The sequence below is a fragment of the Halolamina sp. C58 genome (assembly GCF_051195095.1).
Taxonomy (GTDB): domain Archaea; phylum Halobacteriota; class Halobacteria; order Halobacteriales; family Haloferacaceae; genus Halolamina.
The window spans coordinates 27,081-50,919 of the sequence record NZ_JBNTJY010000004.1; the positions used below are offsets into that span (position 1 = coordinate 27,081).

Annotated in this window: 31 protein-coding genes and 2 pseudogenes; 23 read left to right on the forward strand and 10 right to left on the reverse strand. The window is 61.3% G+C overall.

Annotated elements, in window-relative coordinates; translation table 11 throughout:
• Positions 1 to 137: 137 nt before the first annotated feature.
• Both ACQUSM_RS15285 and ACQUSM_RS15290 read right to left on the reverse strand, forming a co-directional pair.
• Positions 138 to 299 carry a hypothetical protein gene (locus tag ACQUSM_RS15285; protein WP_435119968.1) on the reverse strand — a complete coding sequence of 54 codons (162 nt, stop codon included), beginning with the start codon at positions 297 to 299 and terminating at the stop codon, positions 138 to 140.
• Positions 300 to 427: 128 nt separating this feature from the next.
• A complete protein-coding gene (locus ACQUSM_RS15290) occupies positions 428 to 1,084 on the reverse strand; it encodes a cupredoxin domain-containing protein (RefSeq protein ID WP_435119970.1) in 657 nt (218 codons plus the stop codon).
• Positions 1,085 to 1,200: 116 nt separating this feature from the next.
• On the opposite strand from ACQUSM_RS15290, the gene ACQUSM_RS15295 reads away from it, so the two are divergent.
• From ACQUSM_RS15295 to ACQUSM_RS15305, 3 genes are read left to right on the forward strand one after another with little or no spacing between them, the layout of a single operon-like run.
• Positions 1,201 to 1,551, forward strand: coding sequence for a helix-turn-helix domain-containing protein (locus tag ACQUSM_RS15295; RefSeq protein ID WP_435119971.1), 351 nt, complete (start codon positions 1,201 to 1,203; stop codon positions 1,549 to 1,551).
• A gap of 2 nt (positions 1,552 to 1,553) precedes the next feature.
• Positions 1,554 to 1,838: a DUF7521 family protein gene (locus tag ACQUSM_RS15300; RefSeq protein ID WP_435119972.1), complete on the forward strand. Its 285-nt coding sequence runs from the start codon at positions 1,554 to 1,556 to the stop codon at positions 1,836 to 1,838.
• 3 nt (positions 1,839 to 1,841) lie between these two features.
• Positions 1,842 to 2,117 (forward strand): DUF7521 family protein, encoded by a 276-nt coding sequence (locus ACQUSM_RS15305; protein WP_435119973.1) that lies wholly within the window; start codon positions 1,842 to 1,844, stop codon positions 2,115 to 2,117.
• Positions 2,118 to 2,206: 89 nt separating this feature from the next.
• On the opposite strand, the gene ACQUSM_RS15310 is transcribed toward ACQUSM_RS15305, so the two are convergent.
• The 4 genes and pseudogenes from ACQUSM_RS15310 to ACQUSM_RS15325 form a co-directional block, all read right to left on the reverse strand.
• Positions 2,207 to 2,836, reverse strand: a complete 630-nt coding sequence (locus ACQUSM_RS15310; protein ID WP_435120084.1) for a universal stress protein — start codon at positions 2,834 to 2,836, stop codon at positions 2,207 to 2,209.
• Positions 2,782 to 3,108 (reverse strand): universal stress protein, encoded by a 327-nt coding sequence (locus tag ACQUSM_RS15315; protein ID WP_435119975.1) that lies wholly within the window; start codon positions 3,106 to 3,108, stop codon positions 2,782 to 2,784. The genes ACQUSM_RS15310 and ACQUSM_RS15315 overlap by 55 nt, the downstream gene beginning before the upstream one ends.
• Before the next feature lie 70 nt (positions 3,109 to 3,178).
• The gene (locus tag ACQUSM_RS15320; RefSeq protein ID WP_435119977.1) at positions 3,179 to 3,478 is read right to left on the reverse strand and encodes a hypothetical protein; all 300 of its coding nucleotides are present in this window, start codon (positions 3,476 to 3,478) and stop codon (positions 3,179 to 3,181) included.
• Between the two features lie 450 nt (positions 3,479 to 3,928).
• Positions 3,929 to 4,922 (reverse strand): annotated as a pseudogene (locus ACQUSM_RS15325) (IS110 family transposase).
• Positions 4,923 to 5,238: 316 nt separating this feature from the next.
• Between ACQUSM_RS15325 and ACQUSM_RS15330 the strand changes: the two are divergent.
• On the forward strand, positions 5,239 to 5,628 hold the full coding sequence (locus ACQUSM_RS15330) for a hypothetical protein (protein ID WP_435119978.1): 390 nt from the start codon (positions 5,239 to 5,241) through the stop codon (positions 5,626 to 5,628).
• 96 nt (positions 5,629 to 5,724) lie between these two features.
• Here ACQUSM_RS15330 and ACQUSM_RS15335 read toward each other — a convergent pair.
• Positions 5,725 to 6,296: pseudogene (locus ACQUSM_RS15335) on the reverse strand (DoxX family membrane protein).
• A gap of 277 nt (positions 6,297 to 6,573) precedes the next feature.
• Between ACQUSM_RS15335 and ACQUSM_RS15340 the strand changes: the two are divergent.
• The gene (locus ACQUSM_RS15340) at positions 6,574 to 7,974 is read left to right on the forward strand and encodes a permease (protein ID WP_435119980.1); all 1,401 of its coding nucleotides are present in this window, start codon (positions 6,574 to 6,576) and stop codon (positions 7,972 to 7,974) included.
• Between the two features lie 135 nt (positions 7,975 to 8,109).
• On the forward strand, positions 8,110 to 8,697 hold the full coding sequence (locus ACQUSM_RS15345; RefSeq protein ID WP_435119982.1) for a helix-turn-helix transcriptional regulator: 588 nt from the start codon (positions 8,110 to 8,112) through the stop codon (positions 8,695 to 8,697).
• Between the two features lie 109 nt (positions 8,698 to 8,806).
• On the opposite strand, the gene ACQUSM_RS15350 is transcribed toward ACQUSM_RS15345, so the two are convergent.
• Entirely contained in the window at positions 8,807 to 9,625 is an 819-nt protein-coding gene (locus ACQUSM_RS15350) for a potassium channel family protein (RefSeq protein ID WP_435119984.1), read from the reverse strand.
• 269 nt (positions 9,626 to 9,894) lie between these two features.
• Positions 9,895 to 10,596, reverse strand: coding sequence for a DUF4396 domain-containing protein (locus tag ACQUSM_RS15355; protein ID WP_435119985.1), 702 nt, complete (start codon positions 10,594 to 10,596; stop codon positions 9,895 to 9,897).
• 323 nt (positions 10,597 to 10,919) lie between these two features.
• Here ACQUSM_RS15355 and ACQUSM_RS15360 point away from each other — a divergent pair, with 323 nt between their 5' ends.
• The 7 genes from ACQUSM_RS15360 (at position 10,920) to ACQUSM_RS15390 (ending at position 14,947) form a co-directional block, all read left to right on the forward strand.
• On the forward strand, positions 10,920 to 11,225 hold the full coding sequence (locus ACQUSM_RS15360; RefSeq protein WP_435119986.1) for a hypothetical protein: 306 nt from the start codon (positions 10,920 to 10,922) through the stop codon (positions 11,223 to 11,225).
• Between the two features lie 68 nt (positions 11,226 to 11,293).
• Positions 11,294 to 11,641, forward strand: coding sequence for an SHOCT domain-containing protein (locus tag ACQUSM_RS15365; RefSeq protein ID WP_435119988.1), 348 nt, complete (start codon positions 11,294 to 11,296; stop codon positions 11,639 to 11,641).
• A 201-nt stretch (positions 11,642 to 11,842) separates the two neighbouring features.
• Positions 11,843 to 12,256 (forward strand): DUF302 domain-containing protein, encoded by a 414-nt coding sequence (locus ACQUSM_RS15370; protein ID WP_435119989.1) that lies wholly within the window; start codon positions 11,843 to 11,845, stop codon positions 12,254 to 12,256.
• A gap of 2 nt (positions 12,257 to 12,258) precedes the next feature.
• Positions 12,259 to 12,396 carry an SHOCT domain-containing protein gene (locus tag ACQUSM_RS15375; RefSeq protein WP_435119991.1) on the forward strand — a complete coding sequence of 46 codons (138 nt, stop codon included), beginning with the start codon at positions 12,259 to 12,261 and terminating at the stop codon, positions 12,394 to 12,396.
• A gap of 60 nt (positions 12,397 to 12,456) precedes the next feature.
• Positions 12,457 to 13,443, forward strand: coding sequence for a beta-propeller fold lactonase family protein (locus ACQUSM_RS15380; protein WP_435119993.1), 987 nt, complete (start codon positions 12,457 to 12,459; stop codon positions 13,441 to 13,443).
• A gap of 21 nt (positions 13,444 to 13,464) precedes the next feature.
• Positions 13,465 to 14,172, forward strand: coding sequence for a methyltransferase domain-containing protein (locus tag ACQUSM_RS15385; protein WP_435119994.1), 708 nt, complete (start codon positions 13,465 to 13,467; stop codon positions 14,170 to 14,172).
• 13 nt (positions 14,173 to 14,185) lie between these two features.
• Positions 14,186 to 14,947 (forward strand): plastocyanin/azurin family copper-binding protein, encoded by a 762-nt coding sequence (locus tag ACQUSM_RS15390; protein WP_435119996.1) that lies wholly within the window; start codon positions 14,186 to 14,188, stop codon positions 14,945 to 14,947.
• Between the two features lie 89 nt (positions 14,948 to 15,036).
• Here the strand turns inward: ACQUSM_RS15390 and ACQUSM_RS15395 are convergent, their stop codons facing one another.
• Entirely contained in the window at positions 15,037 to 15,234 is a 198-nt protein-coding gene (locus ACQUSM_RS15395; RefSeq protein WP_435119998.1) for a heavy-metal-associated domain-containing protein, read from the reverse strand.
• Positions 15,235 to 15,366: 132 nt separating this feature from the next.
• Here ACQUSM_RS15395 and ACQUSM_RS15400 point away from each other — a divergent pair, with 132 nt between their 5' ends.
• The 10 genes from ACQUSM_RS15400 to ACQUSM_RS15445 all read left to right on the forward strand — a co-directional run bounded on the left by ACQUSM_RS15400 (position 15,367) and on the right by ACQUSM_RS15445 (position 23,690).
• Positions 15,367 to 15,957: an AsnC family transcriptional regulator gene (locus ACQUSM_RS15400; RefSeq protein WP_435120000.1), complete on the forward strand. Its 591-nt coding sequence runs from the start codon at positions 15,367 to 15,369 to the stop codon at positions 15,955 to 15,957.
• Positions 15,958 to 16,057: 100 nt separating this feature from the next.
• On the forward strand, positions 16,058 to 18,646 hold the full coding sequence (locus tag ACQUSM_RS15405; protein WP_435120002.1) for a heavy metal translocating P-type ATPase: 2,589 nt from the start codon (positions 16,058 to 16,060) through the stop codon (positions 18,644 to 18,646).
• Between the two features lie 19 nt (positions 18,647 to 18,665).
• A complete protein-coding gene (locus ACQUSM_RS15410; RefSeq protein WP_435120004.1) occupies positions 18,666 to 18,890 on the forward strand; it encodes a DUF7123 family protein in 225 nt (74 codons plus the stop codon).
• Positions 18,887 to 19,888 carry a DUF63 family protein gene (locus tag ACQUSM_RS15415; RefSeq protein WP_435120006.1) on the forward strand — a complete coding sequence of 334 codons (1,002 nt, stop codon included), beginning with the start codon at positions 18,887 to 18,889 and terminating at the stop codon, positions 19,886 to 19,888. The genes ACQUSM_RS15410 and ACQUSM_RS15415 overlap by 4 nt, the downstream gene beginning before the upstream one ends.
• Before the next feature lie 11 nt (positions 19,889 to 19,899).
• On the forward strand, positions 19,900 to 20,355 hold the full coding sequence (locus ACQUSM_RS15420; protein WP_435120008.1) for a hypothetical protein: 456 nt from the start codon (positions 19,900 to 19,902) through the stop codon (positions 20,353 to 20,355).
• Positions 20,356 to 20,371: 16 nt separating this feature from the next.
• Positions 20,372 to 21,091: a DUF1405 domain-containing protein gene (locus ACQUSM_RS15425; RefSeq protein WP_435120009.1), complete on the forward strand. Its 720-nt coding sequence runs from the start codon at positions 20,372 to 20,374 to the stop codon at positions 21,089 to 21,091.
• An 81-nt stretch (positions 21,092 to 21,172) separates the two neighbouring features.
• The gene (locus tag ACQUSM_RS15430) at positions 21,173 to 21,604 is read left to right on the forward strand and encodes a plastocyanin/azurin family copper-binding protein (protein WP_435120014.1); all 432 of its coding nucleotides are present in this window, start codon (positions 21,173 to 21,175) and stop codon (positions 21,602 to 21,604) included.
• 35 nt (positions 21,605 to 21,639) lie between these two features.
• Positions 21,640 to 21,807 (forward strand): hypothetical protein, encoded by a 168-nt coding sequence (locus ACQUSM_RS15435; RefSeq protein WP_435120015.1) that lies wholly within the window; start codon positions 21,640 to 21,642, stop codon positions 21,805 to 21,807.
• 246 nt (positions 21,808 to 22,053) lie between these two features.
• On the forward strand, positions 22,054 to 22,281 hold the full coding sequence (locus ACQUSM_RS15440) for a heavy-metal-associated domain-containing protein (RefSeq protein WP_435120017.1): 228 nt from the start codon (positions 22,054 to 22,056) through the stop codon (positions 22,279 to 22,281).
• 215 nt (positions 22,282 to 22,496) lie between these two features.
• Positions 22,497 to 23,690 (forward strand): NAD(P)/FAD-dependent oxidoreductase, encoded by a 1,194-nt coding sequence (locus ACQUSM_RS15445; RefSeq protein ID WP_435120019.1) that lies wholly within the window; start codon positions 22,497 to 22,499, stop codon positions 23,688 to 23,690.
• Positions 23,691 to 23,839 lie beyond the last annotated feature (149 nt).

Sequence of the window (23,839 nt, forward strand, 5' to 3'; positions counted from 1 at the left end):
TGGAACCGCTTCCCGAATCTGATGATGGCGCCTTCGACGAGCACCCAGATAATGAGGGCTGCGCCGACGGAGAGGGCTGCCGGCCACGCCCACGGAGAGCTGCGGTAAAGCCCATACAAAACAACCAGCGGGTAGACTCACAATACCGTGAACAGGAGTAACCCGGGCAGCAGAAAGCTCTCGAACGGCGACCCACGGAGGAGTGTGGCCGAGAGCCCGATGATGTCGCCCAACGGGGTGAGCACGGACTGGCTACCACCGGCGACGCCCGAGACTCCGAGCACTCCAACCGTGGCCATCAACACCCAGACGGGAACGGGCAGGAAACGCGACTCGTTATTGCATTTCCCATCTATGCGGTTCTCATACCCTTTCGACCACAGAAAGCAGTTATGACCTTACAACCGGGGAACGAAGGGACACCCGGTCACTCGTGTTCGTGACCGAGTGCGGTATTGACTTTCTTGTTGAGTTCGGCGAGTTTCTCGCGGACGCGTTCGGGCTTGTCCGTGGGTGGCTCTTCGAGTGCGGGCTGGCCGTGGGCGTCGGGTTCGCCGACGATGATGGTACCGATCATCCCGAGGGTTTCGTGGGGCGTGCAGTAGTAGTGGTAGACACCTTCGGTTTCGAAGGTGTGCTCGAACGTCGCCCCCTGCTTCGACAGGAGGCCGCTGTCCCACGAGGCTGCGCCGTCGGGGACGAGTTGGGGCTGGTCGTTGTCGGAGTGGTAGGCCGTCGCCGAGTGGCTGCCGCTCTCGTTGACGAACGTGACGGTCCCGCCGACGTTGACCCGCGCGACGTGGGGGTCGAAGTGATAGCTACCGTCCTCGGTGATCATCGACACCTCGGTGCTGTCGGTCGGCGCACCGACCGCCTCGTCGTGGCTGTGTCCGCCCTCTTCGTCACCGTGACCGCTCTCCTCGTCGCTGTGGCCCGACTCCGTTTCGTCGTGCTGGGTCTCGGTTGGCGTCTCGTTCGTCGACCCACCGCTGTCGTTTTGCGTGCCGGTACAGCCTGCGAGACCGACGGCTGCCGCACCGCCGGTCAACTGGAGCATCCGTCGACGCGTGAGTGAGTCGGTCATAGCATCGGTCACCTTGCATGTGAGCCTATACACCGGGGACATATAGACCGGTGAGCAGATTTGCTGGGTCAGCAAATCGGCGTTTCTTTATATGTTTCCCCGAAGAAACGCGTATTGTGAGCGAGGAGCGGGACACCTCGGCGATCTTCGCCATCCTCGACGACGACTATGCACGCGCGATCCTCGAGGCGACGCGTCGGGAACGACTGTCAGCGAAGGCGCTCAGCGATGAGTGCGATATGTCTGTCGCGACCGTGTCCCGCCGGGTCGACACGCTGTTGGAGCACGACCTGCTCACCGAACACACCCACGTCGACCCGGACGGCCACCACTACAGCGAGTACGAGGCCCAGCTCGATCACGTCGATGTCCAACTTCTCGAGTCGGGCTTCGACGTTCGCGTCGAACTGCGAAAGGACGCCGCCGACCGCTTCACGCGTATCTGGGACGAAATGAGAAACGAGTAATCATGCACACTGAACTCATCATCGCGAAGCTTGTCACGATGCTCCTCGGGTTCCTGATCGCGTATCAGGCCTACCGGGGCTACCGTCGGAATCACAGCCGGCCGATGCTCTACGTTGCTATCGGCTTCGTGTTCGTCAGTTTCGGCGCCGTCATCGAAGGCATCCTGTTTGACTTGGTGGGCCTCCCGTTGTCTGACGCCGCGGCCATCGCCACGGGCATCGTCGCCGTCGGTATGCTCACGATCCTGTACGCACTGTACGGTGGCTCGACGGAGATGGAGGGATAATCAATGTTCGATACGACGACGATGCTCCTCGTGTTCGTTCGACTACTCGTGCTCGTGCTCGGCGTGCTTATCACGTACTACAGCCTCCAGGCGTACAGACGGACGGGCACGCCGTACATGCGGAACGCGACGCTCGGGTTCGGGATCATCACCGTTGGCGTGTTCATCGAGGGCGTGCTATTCGAGTTCGGCGGGTTCGACCTCGCCGTCGTTCACATCATCGAGTCGGTTGCGATCGGGCTCGGTTTTCTGGTCTTGTTGATCTCACTCCGGCAGTAATCGCTTTTGCGATGACGAGCGCTCGATTCCGGAATCCACTACCGTCGGACAGTAGCTTTGTCGCGTAGCACCAGCACTGTAGCGCGTGGCTATCCCGAACGTCGAGTTGTCAACACCGGCACGTCGGAGCTGCGGAGCACCCGTTCGGTGACGCTTCCGATGATTTGTCTGGACAGCCCGGACCGGCCATGTGTTCCCATCACGATGATATCCGCGTCGGTATTGGCTGCATAGTCCAGTATCGCCTGATGTGGAACGCCGTGTCGAACCTCGGTTACTGTTGGTACGTTCGCTTCTTCAGCGTTCGCTTGCAGGTTTCCGAGGACGGTTTCCCCGTGTTTCTCCATTGCTTGCTGGAGGCCGGGCCACGTACGCCCCGGGCGGGATGCATAGGCACGGCGGTCGACGACGGAGAGACCATGCAGCGTCGCATCGTAGGCTCGTGCGATATCGAGAGCTCGGTCGACGGCGTCCTGTGCCGGTTTGGTTCCGTCGGTCGGAACGAGAATATCGTCGAACTGAACGGACTGTTGCGGTTCAGGCGTGTGGTCGGCTTCATGTGCGTTGACACAGAGTACGGGAACGTCGACAGTTCGGACGACTCGCGTCGTGACGCTACCGAGGAGGAGGCGGTCGAGGCCGGTGTGCCCGCGCGTTCCCATGCTCACGAGGTCGATGTCGTTGTCGTCGACGTACGATGCGATCTCGCGGGCGGGGATGCCGCGACGAACTTCCGTCTCGGCCTGAACCCCTCTGTCATCGCCCGATCAGCGACCCGTTGTGTGGCGTCGTCGCCGGCGGCGTGCCACGACTCGGGAAGTGACTCGTCGTCCAGGGCGGTCAGCTCGAGTTTACGCTCGATCGGCGAGCTATCGACGACGTGGAGTGCGTGAACGGTGCAGTCGTAGTGCTGTGCGAGATCGAGCGTGTACTCGACAGCCGGTTCGACGTGGTCGCTTCCGTCCGTCGGAACGAGGATGTGGTCGTACATGTGTTGTGTTGCCGATTTTGGTAGCTGTTGTGGCGATACTACGAGGCTTGGTCCTGGCTCGATTCAGCCGCTACCGTCGGGCGAACACGTTGTAGAGCCACGCGACGCTGTAGGTGAACGCGAACGTGATGATGACCGCCTCAATCACGCCCGCGACCGTGCCGACGACCGTCGGTTCGAAGAACAGGTGCCACTGCTCCATCATGCGGACGGCACCCTCGTAGACGCCGACGGCGCCGAAGACGCCGAGCAGCACCATCACGGCTGCTGCTACGACGGCTCCGGCCGAGGCGAGTGCAGTCGCGTTCAGTTCACGGACTGGTCCCGGAGACGATTCGGTACGGTCGGCAGTGTTGGTCGTCGTGCTCATGGCTAGAGATACGTGGGCATCGTTCAATGCGGTTTTTGTTAGAATTCGAAAGTGGACACTTGAGCGGAGGACGCCCCGGGCTCTATTTCTGAGAACGCTCTTGGGTAGAGGATTGTTGGTGGAGAGCCTTCAGGTGATTTCGCCGTAGCCGTGGCTCGCTCTGGACAGGGTCAAACAGGGGTGCCACCGTTTCTACTGAAGGTCCGACAGACCCAGACCGATACGGAAGTTCGCTACCAACACCTATGAAAATCCTGCACGCTGAATTACCGGGTGAGGGATGATAATTATTCGGGTGGGCCTCTGGCTCACCCGAACCAACGGAAGAAAATCGCTATACAGCGGTGATTTGACAGAGGTTCATATCCCGGTAGGCGGGGATCTCGTGAGCGCCGTAGCGGTCGCTGTGCGGACGAACGCGAGCCGTGCCTGAGCGATCGGTCAAATCGCTCAGGCACTCACCCCCGGTGGATCGTATGGCTCCTTCCGCGTGAGCATGTGGAAGATCGAGACCAACATCTTCCGAGCCGTTGCAACGATAGCGATTTGGTGGTTCTTCCGCTCTTTCAGTCGTGTGTAGAAGTTACCAAAGTACTCATCACACCGGACAGCAATGTTGGCGCACTGGACGAGGGCCCAGCGCAACGGCGCTGAGCCCTCTTTACTGATCCCACCACGGATCTCTTTGTCACCAGATTGGTGCACCGTCGGATCAAGCCCGGCGTAACTCACGAGCTGTTTGTCCTCGTCGAATCGGTCTATTTTCACCGACCTCAGCGACGATTACGGCGGCTGTATACTGTCCGACTCCAGGAATCGTCAGCAGCCGCTGGGCTGCTGGCGATTCCAGCACCCTCCGTTCGATCTTCTCTTCCAGCCCCTCGATTTGCTGGTCGTATTCATCAATCACGGAGAGGTGAGCTTCAATGATCGTCCGGTCAGTGTCACTAAGCGAGAGTTCCGCCAGGAACTCTCGTCCAGTTGGGCCGAACAACTCGCTGTCGTAGGTGTTGTTCGTGCGTGTAAGGACAGCTCTGACGCGGTTTTTCTCAGCTGTCCGGGCTTCGACGAGTGATTTCCGCGTCCGGACGAGATCCCGCAGGGTGCGGATCTCGTCCGGTGGCACGTAACTCTCAGCGAGCATGTCCGCCCGGAGCATCTGTGCGAGCCGTTTCGCATCAACGCGATCGGTTTTGACCGTCGCGTCGGCGATAATCCGATTCTTTGATGGGTTAACGAGGGTAACATCGAGATGCTCGTCGAGCATCTCGTAGATCGGGCGATAGTGTCCGGATGCTTCGATAGCGGCTTCAGCACCGGAGTACTGTTCGGCGAGTTCCGCAAGGCGATCGTTTGGCAAGCGACTCTCCTCTTGCAGGTTGCCGTCGCCGTCGACGACGGCAACCTGCGATTACCGTTTGTGGGTGTCGATGCCGAGGTACATGGAACGCCTCCGTTGGGGCTGTGCGCGTGAATGAGAGAGACACCTATGCGTGCTCTATGGCACAATTTTCTTCATCCTGTCACGGTGCTTGGATCGGTCAATCTAACGTGCTTGTTGCACTTGTTGGTGCGCGATCTCACTCAGCCCCTGCTTCTGATTCACGCGCCAGGGGCTTAGTAGCAGGATTTTCATAGAGTCAATCTACGCCACAAGAGCGTCTGAGAAAATCCAGGTGTTCCGTCTCTTTTGCAGATGTATCAATCAGTAGTTTGAGCCTCCCTTGCCTACTTATTCCCTCACGACCAAGCAGATGGTAATGACTGATACCAAACGCCTTGCGTTTGGACAGGAGAGGCAGGTTTCTCTGCGGTACCTTCTGATTGGGACGGGTATTTCGCTAGTTGTTTTCGTCCTCAAATTCGTTGGATACACATTCGGAGGCCCTCAAGTGCTATTTTCTGGAATCGTGGCCGTACTCTTACTGAGTCTCGTAGCTGCTGTCTTAGGGGCGGCCCACGCTCGTAAAAACGAGGGACTACTCACGAGCATCTTGCTCGCCTTTTTGCCTGCCCTCGCAGCACTGGAGTTTGACATCATTTTCGATGTCGGCCATCCGAACTCAGGTATCCTGTATGGCGTCTGGTTGGCACTCCTCTTCGCAATCCCCGTTGGCGTCGTGGCGTTTGTGATCGGTCGACGTTTCTAATTGATGGATGACATCTTGGATATTCGAGCCCCCGAGAGCAATCAAACCGAACCACTACCGGAGAATTTCAACCGCACCAGTCGCATTTTCGGGGGTTCACCCGAGTAGGTAGCGCAGCCACGGATTGGATTGGACTACGTCAAGTCGTTCGAGGTAGCCGTCGACGCCGAGGATTCGACCCGCACCGAACGCGCCCAGGCCGAACAGGAGAACGGCGTACACGATGTGGTCGTCGACGACCCAGCCGTGGGCGACCGGTAGGCCAGCCAGCAGTCCGCCGGTGAGGGCTGCGAGCCAGTAGAACAGCATCATCACTGCCCCCCAGAACGCGCTCCACCGGACGAACGCACCGAGAAGGAGCGCCAACCCGGTCAGGATGAGCCCCCACATGTTCAGCTGGTCGATAGCGGATTGCCGGCCATGCTCCCCCAGAGCCCCATCAGCGGGTTCCCCGCGGGCACGGCGTTCGTCAGGAAGCCGGCGGCGGTCCAGTTGTTCGACGGATCGGTATCGAGATACGTGACGAGCTTTGTGACACCGCCCTGGAAAAGCGTCCATCCCATGACGATCCGGAGGACGAACAGCGAGTAGCCGACCCAATGTTCGGAGTATTCGAACGTGACCGAGCGACCGAACAGTTCCGTGTCGAGTGTTTCTGTCGTGGACATGGTCCAGTAAGATATCACACATTCCTAAGTTATCTCGATTGTGCTTATGACAGTCCGGTATTCGGAGGGTGGTTATTTTTGAATCGAAGGTGATAGCTGACTAGTTCGTGAGTCGGAGACCGTCGTCACCTCATCCGGGCTGATACGAGATTGCTTTCCCACGTCTGATGGGGGATAACTCGACGAAAGAGAACTTGGCTATCTTCTGCAGATTCCTCTGGATTCTTTGGGTTCCTAAGAGAAATCGATAAAGTCGATGCCTGTGTATGGGTTACGTATGCCGGCACCAGTTGTCGACGGCGTTCTCGAATCACTGCGGATAGGGTTCGGTTTCCTCTGGACTGCCGCGTGGGCAATCATCATGGGGCTCACGATCACGAGTCTCGTTCAGGTGTACGTCTCGAAAGAGCGAATGGCGAAGGTTCTCGGTGAGGGCGACGTGAGTGGACTTACGAAGGCAACGGTGTTCGGGGCCGCGAGCAGTGGCTGTAGCTTCGGCGCCGTCGCCATCGGCAAAGGCCTGTTCAAGAAGGGCGCCCACACGGTGAACTTCCTCGCGTTCATGTTCGCGTCGACGAACCTCATCGTCGAGCTCGGCCTGATGATTCTGCTCTTGCTGGGCTGGGAGTTCCTCCTCGCCGAGTTGCTCGGTGGCGTCATTCTCATTGCCGTGATGGCGCTCATCGTCCACCTGACGCTTCCGGAGAACCTCTTCGAGAGCGTTCGTGAAGAACTCATCCAGCGCGAACACGAGCAGGGAACCATGGAAGATCCGACCTGCGGGATGGAAGGCAAGGACGAGTACTCGCTCGTGACTGACGGCGGTGAGACGGTGAAGTTCTGCTCGGAGGGCTGTCTAGAGACCTATCGACAGGAGATGTCGAGTAGTGGCGGGTGGCGCGACGAACTGCTGTCGTGGGGAGGGTGGTACAAGATCGGGAACCAGTACCGCAAGGAGTGGTCGATGATCTGGAAGGACGTTATCGCTGGCTTCCTCATCTCCGGGTTCGTCATCGTGTTCGTCCCGCAGTGGGTCTGGAACACCCTGTTCATCCAGGGCGACGGCCTGCTCGTGACTGCTGAAAACGCCGTCATGGGCGTGGCGATCGCCGTCATCAGTTTCGTCGGGAGTATCGGAAACGTTCCCTTCGCCGTTGCGCTCTGGGGTGGTGGCGTCGGCTTCGCCGGCGTCATCGCGTTCGTCTACGCCGACCTCATCACGATCCCCGTGCTGAACGTCTACCGGAAGTACTACGGCTGGAAAGTCATGCTGTACATCCTCGGCGTCTTCTTCGTCACGATGGCGTTTTCGGGCTTCCTCATGGAGGTGTTGTTCAACGCGCTCGGTATCGTTCCGAACCTCACCGGCGGAAACACAGCGATCGAGAAAACGTACTTCAAACTCAACTACACGTTCTATCTCAACCTCATCGCGTTCGCCCTCACGGGGTTCCTGCTGTACGTCTACCGACGCGGACTGGGCGCGCCCGGGGAGTACCGTGATCCGGTCTGTGGGATGCAGACTGACGACAGCGGCCCCAGTCTCACCCACGACGGGGAGACGTACTACTTCTGCTCACAGACCTGCAAGCGGTCGTTCGAAGACGACCCACAGGAGTTCGCAGGGGAACGCCCACGAATTGCCGACGCAGCGTCTTCAGAGAGCCACGATCACTAGGGGCTGTTCCGCGTTGGTGTCACGCTTCTCGTGTTACCCCTGACTGGCCTTGTACAGCCGGATCAAAACTGCTACAGACCGTGCGAGTCGAGAGGTGGATATGATTGCGAGATACACGATACGGGGGTGGGTGGGATGAATCGTCGACGAGCAGACCGCGTGGCCGGCGTCCTCATAGCGGCCATTTTGCTCGTCGGCGGGGCACTCAGCTGGCAGGCCTACCAACAGCAGCGAGCACTCGACGAGATGATGGGCTCGATGATGGGCACGTCGATGGGCTCAGTCCACGGGACGAACCCGATCTGGTACGTTCTCGGCACCGTTCTCGTCGCTTCTGTCGTCGGAGGGCTGTATCTCACCGTCCGTGAGGACCTCTCCGAATCTGACCCCGCTGGGGGGCGGTCATCCGAGCCATCCGATTCTGCTCCCGTGGAGCGCCCGGAGGAATCGGCTGTCGACGCCTCCGACGACGAAGCAATCGACCCCGAAGCCCACCCGCGGTCTCGTGTGTTGGACCTGCTCCCCGAGGACGAGCGTCGGATTCTCGAACCAGTCATCACGTCGCCCGGTCTCACACAGATCGAACTGCGTGATCGCTCGGAGTTCTCGAAGAGCAAGGTGAGCCAGACTGTGACCGCCCTCGAGAAGCGGGGGCTACTGTACCGCGAACGACAGGGGCGAACCTATCGGATATATCCGAGCGACGAGCTGGCTGATCAGTGAGCGTGGCATCCTTGATCGTGAACAGTGTGGTCCCCTGTGGTGCGTTCGGTAGCACCTGTTCGAAGATACGGTTCCACCCGGTGTACGCCCCGTTTAGTCCGGGAGTTCCTCATTCGCTCTCGTGAATTCCCGGCCACTGACGCGCGTCGGCGTCCACCACTCCGAGTAACGCTCGTCGCCGTGCGGTCAGGTCGTTCAAAGCCTCACTGAACTCCTCGTCGGACACCGTTGGCACGCCCGATTCACGGAGCGCGGAGAGATCGGGATCCGGAGGGATCGTATCGGATTCGGTCGCGAACGAATGTCCGAGGGTCTCGAGGTAGTTTTGGAGAGCAGCGCGGGCGTTAACGAGAACGACTTGACTGGGTTGGTGTTGCTCGGGAACTCCGAATCGCCAGAGCGTCAACGCGTCGTCGAGGACTACGATACTCACAACGGCAGCGGCTTCCCGCTGTTCGGTGTAGAAGTAGTGAAGCACCGGGTACGCTTTATGGTTCGTCGTGAGTTCGTTCAGTTCGGCGGTGAACGTGTTGAGCGACAGTTCGACGCCGTCGAACGAGTCCCCATCCCAACTCTCCGTTACGACGGTTTCGCCCCGGAGTCCGAGCCCGCTTATGCTGGTCGCGAACGACCGTTTCTGTGTTACTGCGTCGAGGACCGAGAGGACGTAGCTGATGCTCAGGGTTATCAACAGCATTCCGCTCGCGGTGGTGAACACGGTCGTGACCTGCCAGACGCTATCTCTCGGGACGAACTCGCCGTTCCCCAGCGTGAACAGCGAGTAGCCGACGAAGTAGAAGCGTTCGACCCACGAGATCGGACTGCCGTCGATGGTATCTATCAGCGCGTTCTCGCCACCGGCGAAGACGAGCGCCCAGCCGACCCAGAGTAACGAGATCCACATCACGAGTCCGACCAGCACGATCATCGGGCCTGCGAGTGTCCGCGTCCACGAGCGCCGGAGCCCGACCCGTCGAAGCCCGCCCCACACTCCCGTCATCATTCGACTCGTGAGGGGGCCTGCACCACCTTCGACCCACAGTGTCGTCCAGAGAAAGTCGGTGGCAGCGAGGACGAGCAAGACGAGACCAGTGACGAGATACGCAAGAGTCATCGAGGCGTTCCTCTCTATCGGATGTGACTACGAAGGCTTTCCGCTGACGAGTACGGGAACGGTCCGTACCAGCTACAACTGATTCACATCTCGGCCGGGTTCTGCATACCCTCCTTGACGCCGAACTTTACGAGGGCGACGTTCACGGGGAAGGCGGCGAGGAAGCCCAGCGACAGCGAAAACGCCAGCGCCATCCAGAACAGGATGTCGCCCATGTGGGCTTCCGAGGCGAGCAGGAGGTCGGCGCCGATGGCGATGGTTTCCATGATCGTGATCGTGGGCGTCTCGCTGTAGAGGGCGTCCTTCATCGACTCCCAGAACGCGACGCCCTCCTGCATCAGTGGGCCAACGGTGAGCGCGTACCCAAAGAGATACGCGAACCCGAACGTGATGGCGGCGACCCACCCGACCGTCAGCGCGAGAACCCCCTGCGCGAGCGTGATGCCGACGACTTCGCCGGCGCCACAGCCCGAGTAGCAGTGTGCGGTGGAGCGAACGCTGCGCCGCCACAGCGAGTCGGTGCTGATCTGGGTTCGACCCGCGTACCAGTAGAGTCCGAGTCCGAGCGGCCCGGAGTAGAGGACGACGAGCGTCCAGACACCCTTCATCATCGACGGCAGCGCCTGGTTACGGTTCCGAACATCCCACAGGAGGGTTCCGGTGGACGCGCCGACGAGGAGTACCCACACGGCGACAACTATCGGGTCCGACAGGATCGGTACGAGGAACTCACGCGCCGGGTCGAACGCCTGTTCGATCTGTGTGACGAGTTGGTCCAGTGGCATTGGTGTGTCTCGAAAATACGCGGTGTGATGCTCGGCGCACGAAGCCGGTGCTGGCGACTCGGTGCGTTACACTACGCGAGGTTCGTTTAATGGAGTTCTGGCTAGCAGGCTCAACTCAGCCACGGCTGCGTGTTTGGTATCCGAACCTCGGCCGGCTATCCGCGCCCACCGACCGAGACGCCCGAATTCGCCGCCGATGAACGATCTTGTTCGAGAGAGACGGTTAGAACGCTCTATACACAGTCTCGAACGTTCTCCTGCGCTGGTTCACGCCCACGGTGATAACCCTCGAGCTGTTCTACGAGTAACCGAGGAGAAGGACAATGACCACCATCACACTCGGACGCTGGCTGCTCGTGGCGCTCACGGTCGTCGGACTCGCGTTCGCCACGCCCGCGGTCAGCGCACACGGGGAGGCATCGACTCCTGACGACGCGCCCCCGAACAACGGCACCGCGGAGGAGTGGGCCACCTGGATGGACGCGCAGACGACCGAACACATGGGTCCCGGTGCGACAGAGTGGATGGAGTCGCACATGGGCGTAACCGTCGAGGAGATGGGCCAGGATATGGCCGATGACGGCGACATGACCGACTACGGAGGAATGGGCGGCTCCGGTCACTGCTGACCTGCCCCTCCCCTCGTGTCGGGTATAGCATCGGACGAACGCACGCGGTATCAGCGAAACACGAAATCATGACCTCACAACTCGAAACCCTGCGGCGGAACGGACTGAAGATCGCACTCGTCGCTGTCCCGGTACTCGTCGGTACGAGCGGGACGGCCGCTGCACACGGTGGTGGCTACGGCGGCGGGATGATGGGCGGCGGTTGGGGCGGCATGGGCGGACTCGGCGGCTTCGGGATGCTCCTCTGGCTGCTCCTCCTGATCGGCCTCGTCCTGGCGCTCGTCTACGGCGTCGGACGCGGGAACGGGAGCGAGCGAGAGGATACGGCTCTTGCGGAGCTCCGCGAGCGCTATGCCCGAGGAGAACTCTCCGACGAGGAGTTCGAATCTCGGCGAGCGACACTCTCACGTGAGTGACAGCCCAGTTTTCCCCATTCTTCGGTGCTGGACACGGTTCGCGGCATCGAATGTAACTGCGGGAGATTTGCTGACTCAGCAAACCGACTCGTCCGGTTAACATACTCGGGGGAGTAGAGAGTATTGTGAAGAAAGAACACGATGTGCCAAGTGCGAGGGGCGCTCACAGCCTGATCTGACAACGAACTCCAACACACCACCATGACGTACACTATCACCACTAGGATCGATGCACCGTTCGACGACGTCGTCGCCGCAGTCACGACTGCGCTAGAGGACGAAGGGTTCGGCCTCCTCTGTGACATCGACGTGCAGACGACGCTGAAAGAGAAGCTCGACGTCGAGACCGACCGATATCGGATCCTCGGTGCCTGCAACCCACCACTCGCCCACGAGGGTCTCACTGCAGAACCTGACCTCGGCGCGTTGCTTCCGTGCAACGTCGTCGTCTACGAGGCGGACAACGGAGACATCGTCGTGAGCGCCGTCGATCCACAACAGCTCGTTGGTATCACGGAGAACCCGGAACTCGACGACATCGGGACGGAGGTTCACGACCGCTTCGAGCGGGTGCTCGGAGCTGTGGACGAGCAGTTCACGACCGGAGGGGCGTGAGAATGACCACAAACGACCGGCCCGACGACGCCGATCAAGCAGTCACGATGCTTCAAGAGCGCTACGCCCGTGGCGAACTCACTGACGACGAGTTCGATGCCCGTCTGCGCACGCTTCGCGACGAACAACGGAGCCCGTGATCTATTGACCCATCGTGCCGAGGAACACCGCAACACTCCGCCGACCCACCGAATCCACTCATGACTCGTAACTACACCAGACGGAACTGGCTGAAGACACTCGGTCTCGCAGGGAGCGTGACCGCCGGCGTTTCACTCGCCGGCTGTGCGACACAGACGTCGAACAGTGAGGACGTGTACGTAACCAATCAGGGAAGTAACACCGTCTCGGTCGTCGATACAGCAACGATGGCGGTTCGGACGACCATCGACGTCGAGGCCCGACCACATTTCGCTGCGTTTTCACCGGACGGCTCGCGCGCGTACGTCGTCAACAACGGCGCGGACATCATCACGGTGATCGACGCGTCGGCCCGGGAAGTGATGAGCACCATCGAGGTCGGGCCGAACCCACTCCACACGGCGATTAGCCCGACAGGGGACTACGCGTACACGGCAACCGGAGGGACCAAAGAGGTTCGCCGTGTCGACCTCCGAAGCGAGACGGTCGATCAAAAGATCCCGGTCGAAACGATTGCCCATGTGCCGGCGTTCAGTCAGGACGGGGATCGACTCTACATCGGTGGCGGTGCAAAACAGACGACGATCGTCATCGACACCGACGACGGTGAAATCATCGAGGAAATTCAAATCGGCCCGGCAACCCACGTGGCGGAACCGTCTCCGGACGGCTCGGTGATCTACGCCTCCAGCCGCGGCACGGACCAGGTCACTGTCATTGACGCTGCGTCGTTGGAAGTGAGCGATACGATCGATATCAGCAGTGGGACGCACGGAATCGCGTTTCACCCCGACGAGAACTACGCGTACGCGACCAGCGAGTCGGCCAACATCGTTTCCGTGATAGATACCACTACCAAACAAGTGACGAAGACGATAAACGTGGGGGAGACACCGCACATCGTCAACGTGGAACCGAGCGGTCGCTACGCGTTTGTGACCAATATCGGTTCCAACAGTATCTCCGTGATCGATCTGGCGAAACAGCAGTTGGACACTGAAGTCGACGTCGGGGCAATGCCCACGGGAGTGGCGGTGCGCCCGTAAGACCACGAACACGAGTGAAAGATGCCCACAGACGAGTCCCCCTCACATCCGCTGTTTGCGGCTGTGTACGACCCGGTGACGAAGCACGCCGAAGAGAGACTCCTCGAGGAGCACCGCGAGTACCTCGCCACGGACCTGCACGGAGCCGTCCTCGACCTCGGTGCTGGAACTGGAGCGATGTTCCCGTACTTCAAATCAGCAACCGACAACGACTCATCGCTCATCCTCCACGCGGTCGAGCCCGACCCACATATGCGCCGTCAAGCCGTGCAGAAAGCGAGGAGTCTCGATCTCGACATCACGATTCGCTCTGAGGGAGCGCAGTCGCTGCCGTACGCCGATGACGCCTTCGACGTCGTCATCGCGTCGCTCGTCTTCTGTACGATTCCGGATGTCGAAGCGGCGCTCGACGAGGTTACCCGCGTTCTCAAACCGGGCGGCGAGTTCCGATTCTTCGAACACGTTCACGCCGAAGGCTTGCTCGCGCGTCTCCAAGACGTCGTGAATCCCGTCTGGCGTCGGGCCGCGGCCGGATGTCACCTCAACCGTGATACTGTAACGACGTTCCGGCACGACGACCGCTTCGAGATGACGGAGTTCGATGAACTGGGGATCGGGATTCCGCCGGTGGCCCCGTTCGTTCGCGGAACACTCGTCGCTCACGAAGGATCCCGTAACCCGTGGCAACGCGTGTTCGACAGCCGTCCGCGAGCGTCGATCCTGGAATAACCCACCAACAGCTATGACCGAATCCAACCGACGAGAGTTCCTGCGCCTGCTCGGCACCGGTGCCGTCGCAAGCGCGGGGCTCACAGGGACGACAACGGCACAGGCAACGTCCACCGTGAAGATGGGCAACAACTACTTCGACCCGATCGGGCTGCACGTGGAACCGGGGACGACTGTTCGGTTCGCAATCGCTGCTGGTGCGCACTCGGCGACGGTCTACGAGGAACGTATTCCAGCCGACGCGACCCCGTTCGACAGCGGGACGATCTCCAGCGGCAGCTTCGAACACACGTTCGAGACGCCCGGTACCTACGACTACTACTGCATCCCGCACAAGACGGTCGGCATGGTCGGCCGGATCGTCGTCGGACAACCCGGCGGCCCGGCCGAAGAACGTCCGCTCTCGGATGGGTCTGTCCCTGAGAGTGATACGGTCATCGAACAGGGTACAGTGCCATACGGTTCGTCCGAGAACGCCGAGCAGGGTCGCTCCGACGGCGGCATGATGGGACATGGCGGTATGGGCGGCAGCCATGGGGATGGGATGTGGGGGACCGGCATGGGTGGCGGTGGCTGGCTACTCGGCGGCTTGCTCACCCTTCTCGGTGTGGGTGGCGGTGCTGCCTACATGCTCGCGCGTCGCGACGAATCCGGCCCCAACTCCGGTTCGGCGATGGAGCTCCTCCAGGAACGCTACGAACGCGGGGAGATCACCGAAACAGAGTACGACGAGCGCCGGGCGCAACTCGAAGCCCAAGACAACTCCTCGGAGTAGTGACCTGCTGGCCGAGAATTTCGGCGTTATCCCGCGAACACGCCGGAGCCCAGCCAGCAGTGTGACCGTCCGTACGCCCGACAGGGTACTCAGGCGGACGCGTCGTAGCCGGCGTCGTCGACTGCGTCGACCAGCGCGTCGGAGTCCGCGGTTCCTTCGACGGTCGCCGATTCCGCGTCGCGGTCGGCGCTTGCCGCCGTGACGCCGTCCACGTTTTCCAGTGCCTCTTCGACGGTCTCCTCGCAGTGTCCACAGGTCATGCCTTCGACGGTGATGGTTCGGGCCATACAACCATACGTACGGGATGCACGTTTTTCTCAGTTACTGCTTCGAACCCAAAGACCACAGCCCAGAGAATCTCTCATTCGAAAGCGAAGCTAGGGAAACAGTATTGTGGTGCAGGACCCGTACGGGAAGATATGCGTGATTTGGACGAGACGGATCTGGAGATTCTCTCGCTGCTCGCCGAGGATGCCCGTCGCCCGTTCAGTAGCATCGGCGAGGAGGTCGACCTCTCCGGACCCGCCGTCTCCGACCGTATCACACGGTTACAGGAATCGGGCGTCATCAACGGGTTCACCGTCAACGTGAACCGTGCCCAGCTCCGTGCCGGCGTGCCGGTGTTCGTCCGATTCGACAACGACACGGACGCCGTCGATGCGCTTCGTAACCGGCTCAGTGGTGCAGACGGTGTCGAACACGTTTTCGTCACGGCCGAGGGGGAGGTCTGGTTCTACGGTCGTGTAGAAGGGCAGAACGTCCGTCGGTGGATCGATGACCTACTCGACGATATCCCAACGACCGACTACTCAGTGACGCTTATCGACGATCTCGAGTGGACGCCCTCGCTCGACGGAACCGAGTTCGCGATCACGTGTGCGGAGTGTAGCAACACTGTGGGTAACGAGGGTGAATCCACCCGGATCGGCGGAGACGTATACCATTTCTGTTGCCCCTCGTGTCGGACTCGATTCGAAGAACAGTACCAGGGCCTCGAAGAAGCCGCGTGACTACTCAAATACGCTTTCGAATCCAAGATATTCGAAGAGTTGAGAACCACTCTCGAAGTAGTAAACCCACTAAGGGAGGAACCCGTAGTATACAGTAGCAATGGGAACACGAACTGCACACCTCAACATCACGGGGATGACCTGTGCCAACTGTTCGCAGACGGTTGGCGAGGCGCTCGAATCCCTCGACGGCGTCTCGGAGGCGACCGTTAACTACGCGACCGACGAGGGGAGCGTCGAGTACGATCCCGAGGAGGTATCGCTGGGAGAGATCTACGACGCTATCGACGAGGCCGGCTACGGCGCCGTCTCGGGGACGGTGACGATCGCCATCACCGACATGACGTGTGCGAACTGTGCGGACACCAACGAGAGCGCCCTCGAAGCCGTCCCCGGCGTCGTCGACGCCGAAGTGAACTACGCGACCGACGAGGCCCAGGTCACGTACAACCCCGCGGACGCGGACCGCGAGGCGATGTACGACGCCATCGAGGACGCCGGCTACTCGCCCGTTCGCGAGGACGGCGACGACGAATCGGATGAGGACGCCCGCGACGCTGCCCGTCAGGCCGAGATCCGGAAACAGCTCCGGCTCACGCTGTTCGGCGCGGTACTGTCGACGCCGCTGCTGTTCTTCCTCGCCGATAAGTTCCTCCTCGGTGGGAGCTTCGTTCCCGCGAGTATCTTCGGCGTCGAGTTCGGCTGGGTCGAGTTCGCGCTGGCGACGCCCGTCCAGCTTGTACTCGGGTGGCCGTTCTACAAGAATTCGTACAAAGCCCTGGTGAAGAACGGCCGCGCCAACATGGACGTCCTGATCGCGCTTGGCTCCACCACCGCGTACGTCTATTCGGTGGCGGTGCTGTCGGGGCTGATCGCCGGCGGGCTCTACTTCGACACCGCCGCGCTCATCCTCGTGTTCATCACGCTCGGCAACTACCTCGAAGCCCGCTCGAAGGGCCAGGCCGGCGAGGCGCTCCGGAAACTGCTGGAGATGGAGGCTGAGACGGCCACCATCGTCGACGAGGACGGCAACGAGGAGGAAATCCCCCTCGAAGACGTGGAAGTCGGCGACCGAATGAAGGTCCGACCGGGCGAGCAGATCCCCACGGACGGCGTGGTCGTCGACGGCCAATCGGCGGTCGACGAGTCGATGGTCACTGGCGAGTCCGTCCCCGTCGAGAAAGAGGAAGGCGACGAGGTGGTCGGCTCGACCATCAACGAGAACGGCGTGCTCGTCGTCGAGGCGACGAAGGTCGGCGCCGACACCGCGCTCCAGCAGATCGTCCAGACGGTGAAGGACGCACAGTCGCGCCAGCCTGACATCCAGAATTTGGCGGATCGTATCTCCGCGTACTTCGTCCCGGCAGTCATCGCCAACGCCGTCCTCTGGAGCGTCGTCTGGTTCCTGTTCCCGGAGGCACTCGCTGGGTTCGTCGAGTGGGTTCCGGTGTTGGACCTCGTCGCCGGTGGCCCGGCGATCGCCGGTGGAACGGTGTCCGTCTTCGAGTTCGCGATCGTCGTCTTCGCGTCGGCGGTACTGATCGCCTGTCCCTGTGCGCTCGGACTGGCGACCCCGGCGGCGACGATGGTCGGGACCACCATCGGCGCACAGAACGGCGTTCTGTTCAAAGGCGGCGACATCCTCGAACGGGCGAAAGACGTGGACACGGTCGTCTTCGACAAGACCGGCACGCTCACCGAAGGTGCGATGGAGTTGACCGACGTGGTCGTCTTCGATGGCGGTGGGGAAGCAGTTGCGGACGGCGGTGCAGTCACGACACGCGAGACCGAGACGCTCGACGAGGACGGCGTCCTCCGGCTCGCGGCCAGCGCCGAGAGCGGGAGCGAACACCCACTGGCCCGCGCCATCGTCGACGGAGCCGAAGAGCGCGGTATCGATGTCGCCGACCCGGACAGCTTCGAGAACGTCCCCGGCCACGGCATCCGTGCCACCGTCGAGGGGCATGAGGTCCTCGTCGGCAACCGCAAACTGCTTCGGGACAACGACATCGACCCCTCGCCCGCCGCGGAGACGATGGAACGGCTCGAAAACGAGGGGAAGACGGCGATGCTGGTCGCCGTCGACGACCGCCTCGTGGGCGTGGTTGCCGACGCCGACACGGTCAAGGAGAGCGCGAAAGACGCCGTGAGCCAGCTGAGAGAGCGTGGCGTCGACGTAATGATGATCACGGGTGACAACGAGCGGACCGCCCGTGCGGTCGCCGAGCAGGTCGGCATCGATCCCGACAACGTCCGCGCCGAAGTGCTCCCCGAGGACAAATCCGACGCGGTCGAGGCCATTCAGGACGAAGGTCGCAAGGCGATGATGGTCGGCGACGGCGTCAACGACGCGCCAGCGCTCGCCGTGGCCTACGTCGGGACGGCCATCGGTTCGGGAACGGACGTGGCCATCGAGGCGGCGGACGTGACGCTGATGCGCGACGACCCGGTCGACGTGGTGAAGGCGATCCGCATCTCCGATGCAACGCTCCAGAAGATCAAGCAGAACCTCGTCTGGGCGCTCGGCTACAACACCTCGATGATCCCGCTTGCATCGCTGGGTCTGCTCCAGCCCGTGCTCGCGGCGGGCGCGATGGCGTTCTCGAGCATCTCGGTGCTGACGAACAGCCTGCTGTTCCGGCGGTACACGCCCGACCACGACTACAAACTGTTCGGCCGGCTCCGCTGACCGCTCCCATCCCCGACCAATGTTTACCCTCTCTCGCCGAACGGTGCGCGCGTACCTCGTCGGAACAGCCGACACTGAACCGACGTACCTCCGCGCCCGCGACATCGCGGACGACCCTGATGCGTCACCCAAAGCCGTCGCCCAGTATCTCAGCCAGCTCCAGGACGACCTCGCCGACGTGTCGCTCGAACAGTGGGGTCGCTCGAAGAGCACGACGTGGCGACTGGGGGTGAGCGAGTCGTGAGCACCGTCAGCGGACGTATCGAAACCGTCCTCCCCGACACCGGAACCCGCGCGTGGTGGGCACTGTATCTCCTCGCTCCGGTCGCACTCGTCGGGCTCGGCGTCCTCGCGTTCCCGACGCTCGTGTACGACCGGTTCATCTGGCAGTACCTCTGGGGGCCGGTCGTCGCCGACGCCGCCAGTCGGCCGGTGACACACGAGGGGATTCGTGCCGTCCGTGGCTACAACGCGGTGAACACGGTGACGTATCTCGCCGCAGTCGGGTACAGTCTTCCCGGGCTGCGCGCGTATCTCGACGGGCTCGACGTCACGTTCGACGCTCGGTTGGCGTACGGGTTCGCGCCGATCATCGTCGCCGGCGGCGCGATGCGCGCACTGGAGGATATCGGTATCCTCGGGGAGTACGCCGTGCTGTTCATCACGCCCTCGATATACGTCGTCGTTACCGCCGTGACCGCTCTCGCGCTCTGGATCGGAGCGCTCGGTCGTGATCGAGGACTCGTCTCGATCCCGCAGGTGATCGGTGCAGTCGGGACGGTGTGGGCTGTCAGCGCTCTCGGCCGGGCGGTCTGGTACGGCGCGACGAGTGCCGCCCCGCTTCGACTGTGGGTCCCGATCGCGACGACGGGGATCGCCCTCGGCGTCACCGGCCTGTACTACGGGGGAGCGGGCTTCATCGACATCGCGAACCTCCGGCATCCGCTGTTCCTGCTCGCCGTCTTCGGCCAGATGTGGGACGGCGCGCAGAACCTCATCGGCGTCACGCTCCTCGGCTACTCGCCGAAGCTGGTCGTGACGCAGTTCGTGTATCGGGCGACCGGATTCTCCGGGTCGACGTTCGTGCTCAAACTCCTCGTCACCGGGGGAATCGTGTGGTACCTCGCGGATGTGAAGGATGAGATGAATCGGACGTGGTGGTGGCTGATGACGTTCTTCATCGGGGCTATCGGGCTTCCGATGGGCGTCAGAGGCTCGCTTCGGATGATGCTGGGTGTCTAGCCATGGATTCGATGAATACGACTGAGACGACACGGCAGTACGGCGCGGCAATCGCCCTGATTTCCGGGGTCTACTCGCTGGTCTCCGCGACCGGCGGCTCCGGAATGATGGGGTCGAACAGCGGCCTCCTCATGGCCGTCCTCGGCGTCGTGGTCGTCGGCCACGGCGTCGTCCTGCTGACGCCCTCCGCGAGCCGGCTCGGGAACGCGAGCGGCCCGCTGATGATCGGCTACTCGCTGGTGATGCTGCTCAATCAGGCGCTCGTCGGCGTCACCGACAGCGCGAACTGGGGGATGGGAATGAGTGGCGGCATGGGCTCAGGGATGAACGGCGGGATGAGTGGCGGCATGGGATCGACGATGACTGCCGGGATGGGCTGGGATCTCGGGATGGTCGCTCTGGCGGTGTTGATGTTGATCAGCGGCGTCATCATGATGAACCGGTCCGGTTCGGGAGCCGGAATGTGACCCATCGCTCGTACTCATGAGTGCAGCCTCACGGGAAACGCTTCCCGCGTATCTCGCGCCGCTTCCACGGCGTCTCGAAGACCTCGCGCTCCGCTACGCGTGGGTCATCGTCGCGATCAACCTCGCGGGCACTGCTTTCGGCTTCTGGTACTACCGGTTCCAACTCGCGGGGACGCCGCTCGTGATGTGGCCGTTCGTTCCCGACAGCCCCGGCGCGACGCTGTTCGTCGCACTGAGCCTCGCGGCGTGGAAACTCGACTACGACGTTGAGTGGCTCCATATGCTTGCCTTCTTCGGTAACATCAAACTCGGGCTCTGGACGCCGTTCGTCCAGCTCGTTCTCAACGGTCCCGGCGGCATCGCCGCCTGGCTCTACTGGTTCCTGATCGTGAGCCATCTCGCGATGACCCTCCAGTCGTTCCTGATCTACCGCTACGCCAAGTTCTCGGTCAGCGCAGTCGCGATTGCCACGATCTGGTACGGGTTCAACGACCTCGTGGACTACTTCGAACCGCTCGTCGGGGAGTTCCACCACACGTTCCTGCGGGCCGAACTCGTCAACGGGGCACTCGACCACTCGCTTCGGGCGCACGACCTCGCGGCTGCCGCCGCGGTGGCCCTGACGCTCGCGGCGACGTTCCTCGCTCTCGCGACCCGCATCAAGAAACTCGAGGGGGGCGACGACGGATCACTCCGAGGACCTGAATCTATCGAGGAGGTTGCGACCCATGACTAACGCTCCACAGCAACGTCGGAGCGTACTCAGTGTCTCCGATGTCGAACACGACAAGAGCATGCAAGGAGGAAGCCTGTACTGATGCCATCAGAGACGTACTCGCGACGGACGATACTCCGACGGGGTAGCAGCGCGCTGGTCGTCGGGACGACGACGGTCGCTGGCTGTCTCGGGGGCGGTGGCCCGTCGGGTCCGACAGTTACGATGACGTCTGAATTCAGCTTCGACCCGGTCGAAATCACGATAGATGCTGGCCAGCAAGTCACCTGGACGAACGACAGCAGGGCGCCACACACGGCGTCTGCATACGAGAACGCGATACCGGATGAGGCGTCGTACTTCGCCAGCGGTGGCTACGAATCCGAACAGGCCGTCCGCCAGAGTACGTCGGCCCGGGGGTTTCTCGAACGCGGCGACACGTACAGCTACACGTTCGACATCCCAGGGACCTATCGATACTTCTGTCTTCCACACGAGGAAAACGGGATGATCGGGCGAGTTATCGTCGAATGACCGGTCCCATCCGGAACGATACGACACAGTAACCCATGCGTCTCAATCGACAGCGGTTCGTCTGTGTCGCTGCAGCGGGACTGTCGACGCTCGCTGGCTATCAGGAACTCGGCGGCATCGTCAACGACGGTAACCGAACGGTCGTCGTCTGCAGCCCCGACGAGAACCGTGGAGCACGGGAGCTTCCCCGCCGAAACCGGTGAATCACACCACAGCCGTGGTCTCCGAGAGCCGCATCCACCCGTTCGGAGGTTACTAGGCGAACATCTCGGCAGTGTTTTATTAGATTGCGTGATCGCGGATCAATACGTACTCAGTCGTGTGATTTCGTCCATCGCGTGAGATCGAACTCATCACCTCTCTATGAACTCTATATCGTATCCGGAATGAAGGAGTGGTTTCCAAAGAAAACACTTCCTCGATTCCGTTCATTTGTAACAGAAATTCGCATGACGGAGGAGAGTGTATCTTATACTGGCATGGGAATCCAGATCACCGTCAAAGGAATGACTTGCGACGGATGTGAGCAGACCGTTCAGGAAGCTCTCGAAGGTGTGGCTGGTGTGGAAGATACGACGGCCGACCGAACGTCCGATCTCGTAACGATCGACGGTGATGCCGCTCTCGATGATCTCAGGCAGGCCGTCGAAGACGCTGGCTACATCGTTGTTGGCTAGCGACGGTTCGTCGGCGAAACCCCGATCCAATCCAGATCTATGAACACAATGCCTCTCGCCGAATCACTGTCTCAGTCATCCGGAGAATCAAGTGGCGAAAAAGCTGACATTGGCGGCCGTGTGGCCAACAGCACTGCGTATGCCAAAGCACAACTGATTCCGAGTCCCGATCGGTTGCCACCGCGCCGACACCAAACCCGGTCGGGGCTAAGACGATGAGATCCTCCTCGAGAGTCGCGGTGGTTGGCGGCGCGATGGCGGGGCTGGCAGCTGCCGACGGCTTCCACGACGCTGGATTTGATGTCGATCTCTACGAACGGCAGTCCTACGCCGACAAGCGCGTCAACTGCGGAGAAGCGATGACGAATAGCTCCGCGATACCGCTTGAATCCACAACCGAAAACGGGTTTCTCAACCCGCTGCAAGCGATGGAAGTCGAAGTGTACGACGGTACTAACGCAGGTCGCTGCTGTACCGGTCGCGGGGAGTTCACCGCCCCGGATACGTATATCACCGACCGACACATCGTCGAACGCACCTGGGCCGACCAGCTCGGCCGGAACGGCGTCGAAATCCACGAAAACCAGTCGATCACGCGATCCGAATTCCTCGAGCTCACGACTGACTACGACATCGTCGTCGATGCCAGCGGCCAGCCATCGCTTTCCAGCAAGGCACTCGGAACAACCGAGGAGTATTCGGGACAGTTCGTCGCGCTCAACGCCGACGTGGAGGGTGACTTCAGCGATCTCCATCCGAACTGTCGGATCGTTCTCGAGAACTACACGGGCTACGCGTGGGCGTTCTCGAAGACAGCACGACGAGCCAACGTCGGGATCGGGTGGACGTTCGACGAGCGTCCTGACGACTACATGGCTGCGTTCAGGGCGGCGTGTGACCGAAATGGATGGCCGGAACCGTCACAGGACCGAACGAACGTCGCGACCATTCCGGAGGGTCCGAGTCTCGCTCCCGAACGGACCTACCTTCCGGACCGATCCGTCGTCCGAGTTGGTGACGCTGCCGGTCTCGCGAACCGGGTCACCGGAAAGGGGATCTCCCAGGCCGTTCAATCGTCGTATCTCGCAGCGGAACTGGCTACGCACGACCGGTTACACGAGTATCCGGATCGCCTATACCGGACGATGAAACCGGAGTATCTGCTCGCAACGGTCGTGCGATACTTCATCGAGACGCGCCAGCCACAGATTCTGGGGGCAGCGATTCGGGCAGCCTCCGGGATGGATATCGAAGCTATCGATCGATCCCCGCGAGACGTTCTGGCCCGACTGGGACGCCATCCAGTCCTGTTCGCCCGGATTTTCGGGAGGCCCGGTGTTCTCAAACGAGTCTACGCGGCGGCGACCGACCAGTGGGGGTACGAGCGGGAATCATCCTCCCCTGAGTAATGACTCCTACTGTATCACACTGAACACCAAAACGGAAAGGCCATATTGAGCAGTGGGGTCATCCCCATGCCCATCCTGTGAGAATCGGCAGTAATATCGTATACACGTAGATCCAACCGGAAACAGGTATGGTGTCACAGTGGACTCGT

Coding starts and splice junctions, on each gene's coding strand:
- ACQUSM_RS15385 (WP_435119994.1), top strand. CDS start 13,465: ATGCCCACAGACGAGTCCCCCTCACATCCGCTGTTTGCGGCTGTGTAC.
- ACQUSM_RS15395 (WP_435119998.1), bottom strand. CDS start 15,234: ATGGCCCGAACCATCACCGTCGAAGGCATGACCTGTGGACACTGCGAG.
- ACQUSM_RS15340 (WP_435119980.1), top strand. CDS start 6,574: ATGCCGGCACCAGTTGTCGACGGCGTTCTCGAATCACTGCGGATAGGG.
- ACQUSM_RS15435 (WP_435120015.1), top strand. CDS start 21,640: ATGCGTCTCAATCGACAGCGGTTCGTCTGTGTCGCTGCAGCGGGACTG.
- ACQUSM_RS15375 (WP_435119991.1), top strand. CDS start 12,259: ATGACCACAAACGACCGGCCCGACGACGCCGATCAAGCAGTCACGATG.
- ACQUSM_RS15400 (WP_435120000.1), top strand. CDS start 15,367: ATGCGTGATTTGGACGAGACGGATCTGGAGATTCTCTCGCTGCTCGCC.
- ACQUSM_RS15425 (WP_435120009.1), top strand. CDS start 20,372: ATGAGTGCAGCCTCACGGGAAACGCTTCCCGCGTATCTCGCGCCGCTT.
- ACQUSM_RS15370 (WP_435119989.1), top strand. CDS start 11,843: ATGACGTACACTATCACCACTAGGATCGATGCACCGTTCGACGACGTC.
- ACQUSM_RS15300 (WP_435119972.1), top strand. CDS start 1,554: ATGCACACTGAACTCATCATCGCGAAGCTTGTCACGATGCTCCTCGGG.
- ACQUSM_RS15320 (WP_435119977.1), bottom strand. CDS start 3,478: ATGAGCACGACGACCAACACTGCCGACCGTACCGAATCGTCTCCGGGA.
- ACQUSM_RS15410 (WP_435120004.1), top strand. CDS start 18,666: ATGTTTACCCTCTCTCGCCGAACGGTGCGCGCGTACCTCGTCGGAACA.
- ACQUSM_RS15355 (WP_435119985.1), bottom strand. CDS start 10,596: ATGCCACTGGACCAACTCGTCACACAGATCGAACAGGCGTTCGACCCG.
- ACQUSM_RS15390 (WP_435119996.1), top strand. CDS start 14,186: ATGACCGAATCCAACCGACGAGAGTTCCTGCGCCTGCTCGGCACCGGT.
- ACQUSM_RS15360 (WP_435119986.1), top strand. CDS start 10,920: ATGACCACCATCACACTCGGACGCTGGCTGCTCGTGGCGCTCACGGTC.
- ACQUSM_RS15330 (WP_435119978.1), top strand. CDS start 5,239: ATGACTGATACCAAACGCCTTGCGTTTGGACAGGAGAGGCAGGTTTCT.
- ACQUSM_RS15430 (WP_435120014.1), top strand. CDS start 21,173: ATGCCATCAGAGACGTACTCGCGACGGACGATACTCCGACGGGGTAGC.
- ACQUSM_RS15315 (WP_435119975.1), bottom strand. CDS start 3,108: ATGTACGACCACATCCTCGTTCCGACGGACGGAAGCGACCACGTCGAA.
- ACQUSM_RS15420 (WP_435120008.1), top strand. CDS start 19,900: ATGAATACGACTGAGACGACACGGCAGTACGGCGCGGCAATCGCCCTG.
- ACQUSM_RS15290 (WP_435119970.1), bottom strand. CDS start 1,084: ATGACCGACTCACTCACGCGTCGACGGATGCTCCAGTTGACCGGCGGT.
- ACQUSM_RS15405 (WP_435120002.1), top strand. CDS start 16,058: ATGGGAACACGAACTGCACACCTCAACATCACGGGGATGACCTGTGCC.
- ACQUSM_RS15350 (WP_435119984.1), bottom strand. CDS start 9,625: ATGATCGTGCTGGTCGGACTCGTGATGTGGATCTCGTTACTCTGGGTC.
- ACQUSM_RS15345 (WP_435119982.1), top strand. CDS start 8,110: ATGAATCGTCGACGAGCAGACCGCGTGGCCGGCGTCCTCATAGCGGCC.
- ACQUSM_RS15285 (WP_435119968.1), bottom strand. CDS start 299: ATGGCCACGGTTGGAGTGCTCGGAGTCTCGGGCGTCGCCGGTGGTAGC.
- ACQUSM_RS15305 (WP_435119973.1), top strand. CDS start 1,842: ATGTTCGATACGACGACGATGCTCCTCGTGTTCGTTCGACTACTCGTG.
- ACQUSM_RS15440 (WP_435120017.1), top strand. CDS start 22,054: ATGACGGAGGAGAGTGTATCTTATACTGGCATGGGAATCCAGATCACC.
- ACQUSM_RS15445 (WP_435120019.1), top strand. CDS start 22,497: ATGAGATCCTCCTCGAGAGTCGCGGTGGTTGGCGGCGCGATGGCGGGG.
- ACQUSM_RS15380 (WP_435119993.1), top strand. CDS start 12,457: ATGACTCGTAACTACACCAGACGGAACTGGCTGAAGACACTCGGTCTC.
- ACQUSM_RS15365 (WP_435119988.1), top strand. CDS start 11,294: ATGACCTCACAACTCGAAACCCTGCGGCGGAACGGACTGAAGATCGCA.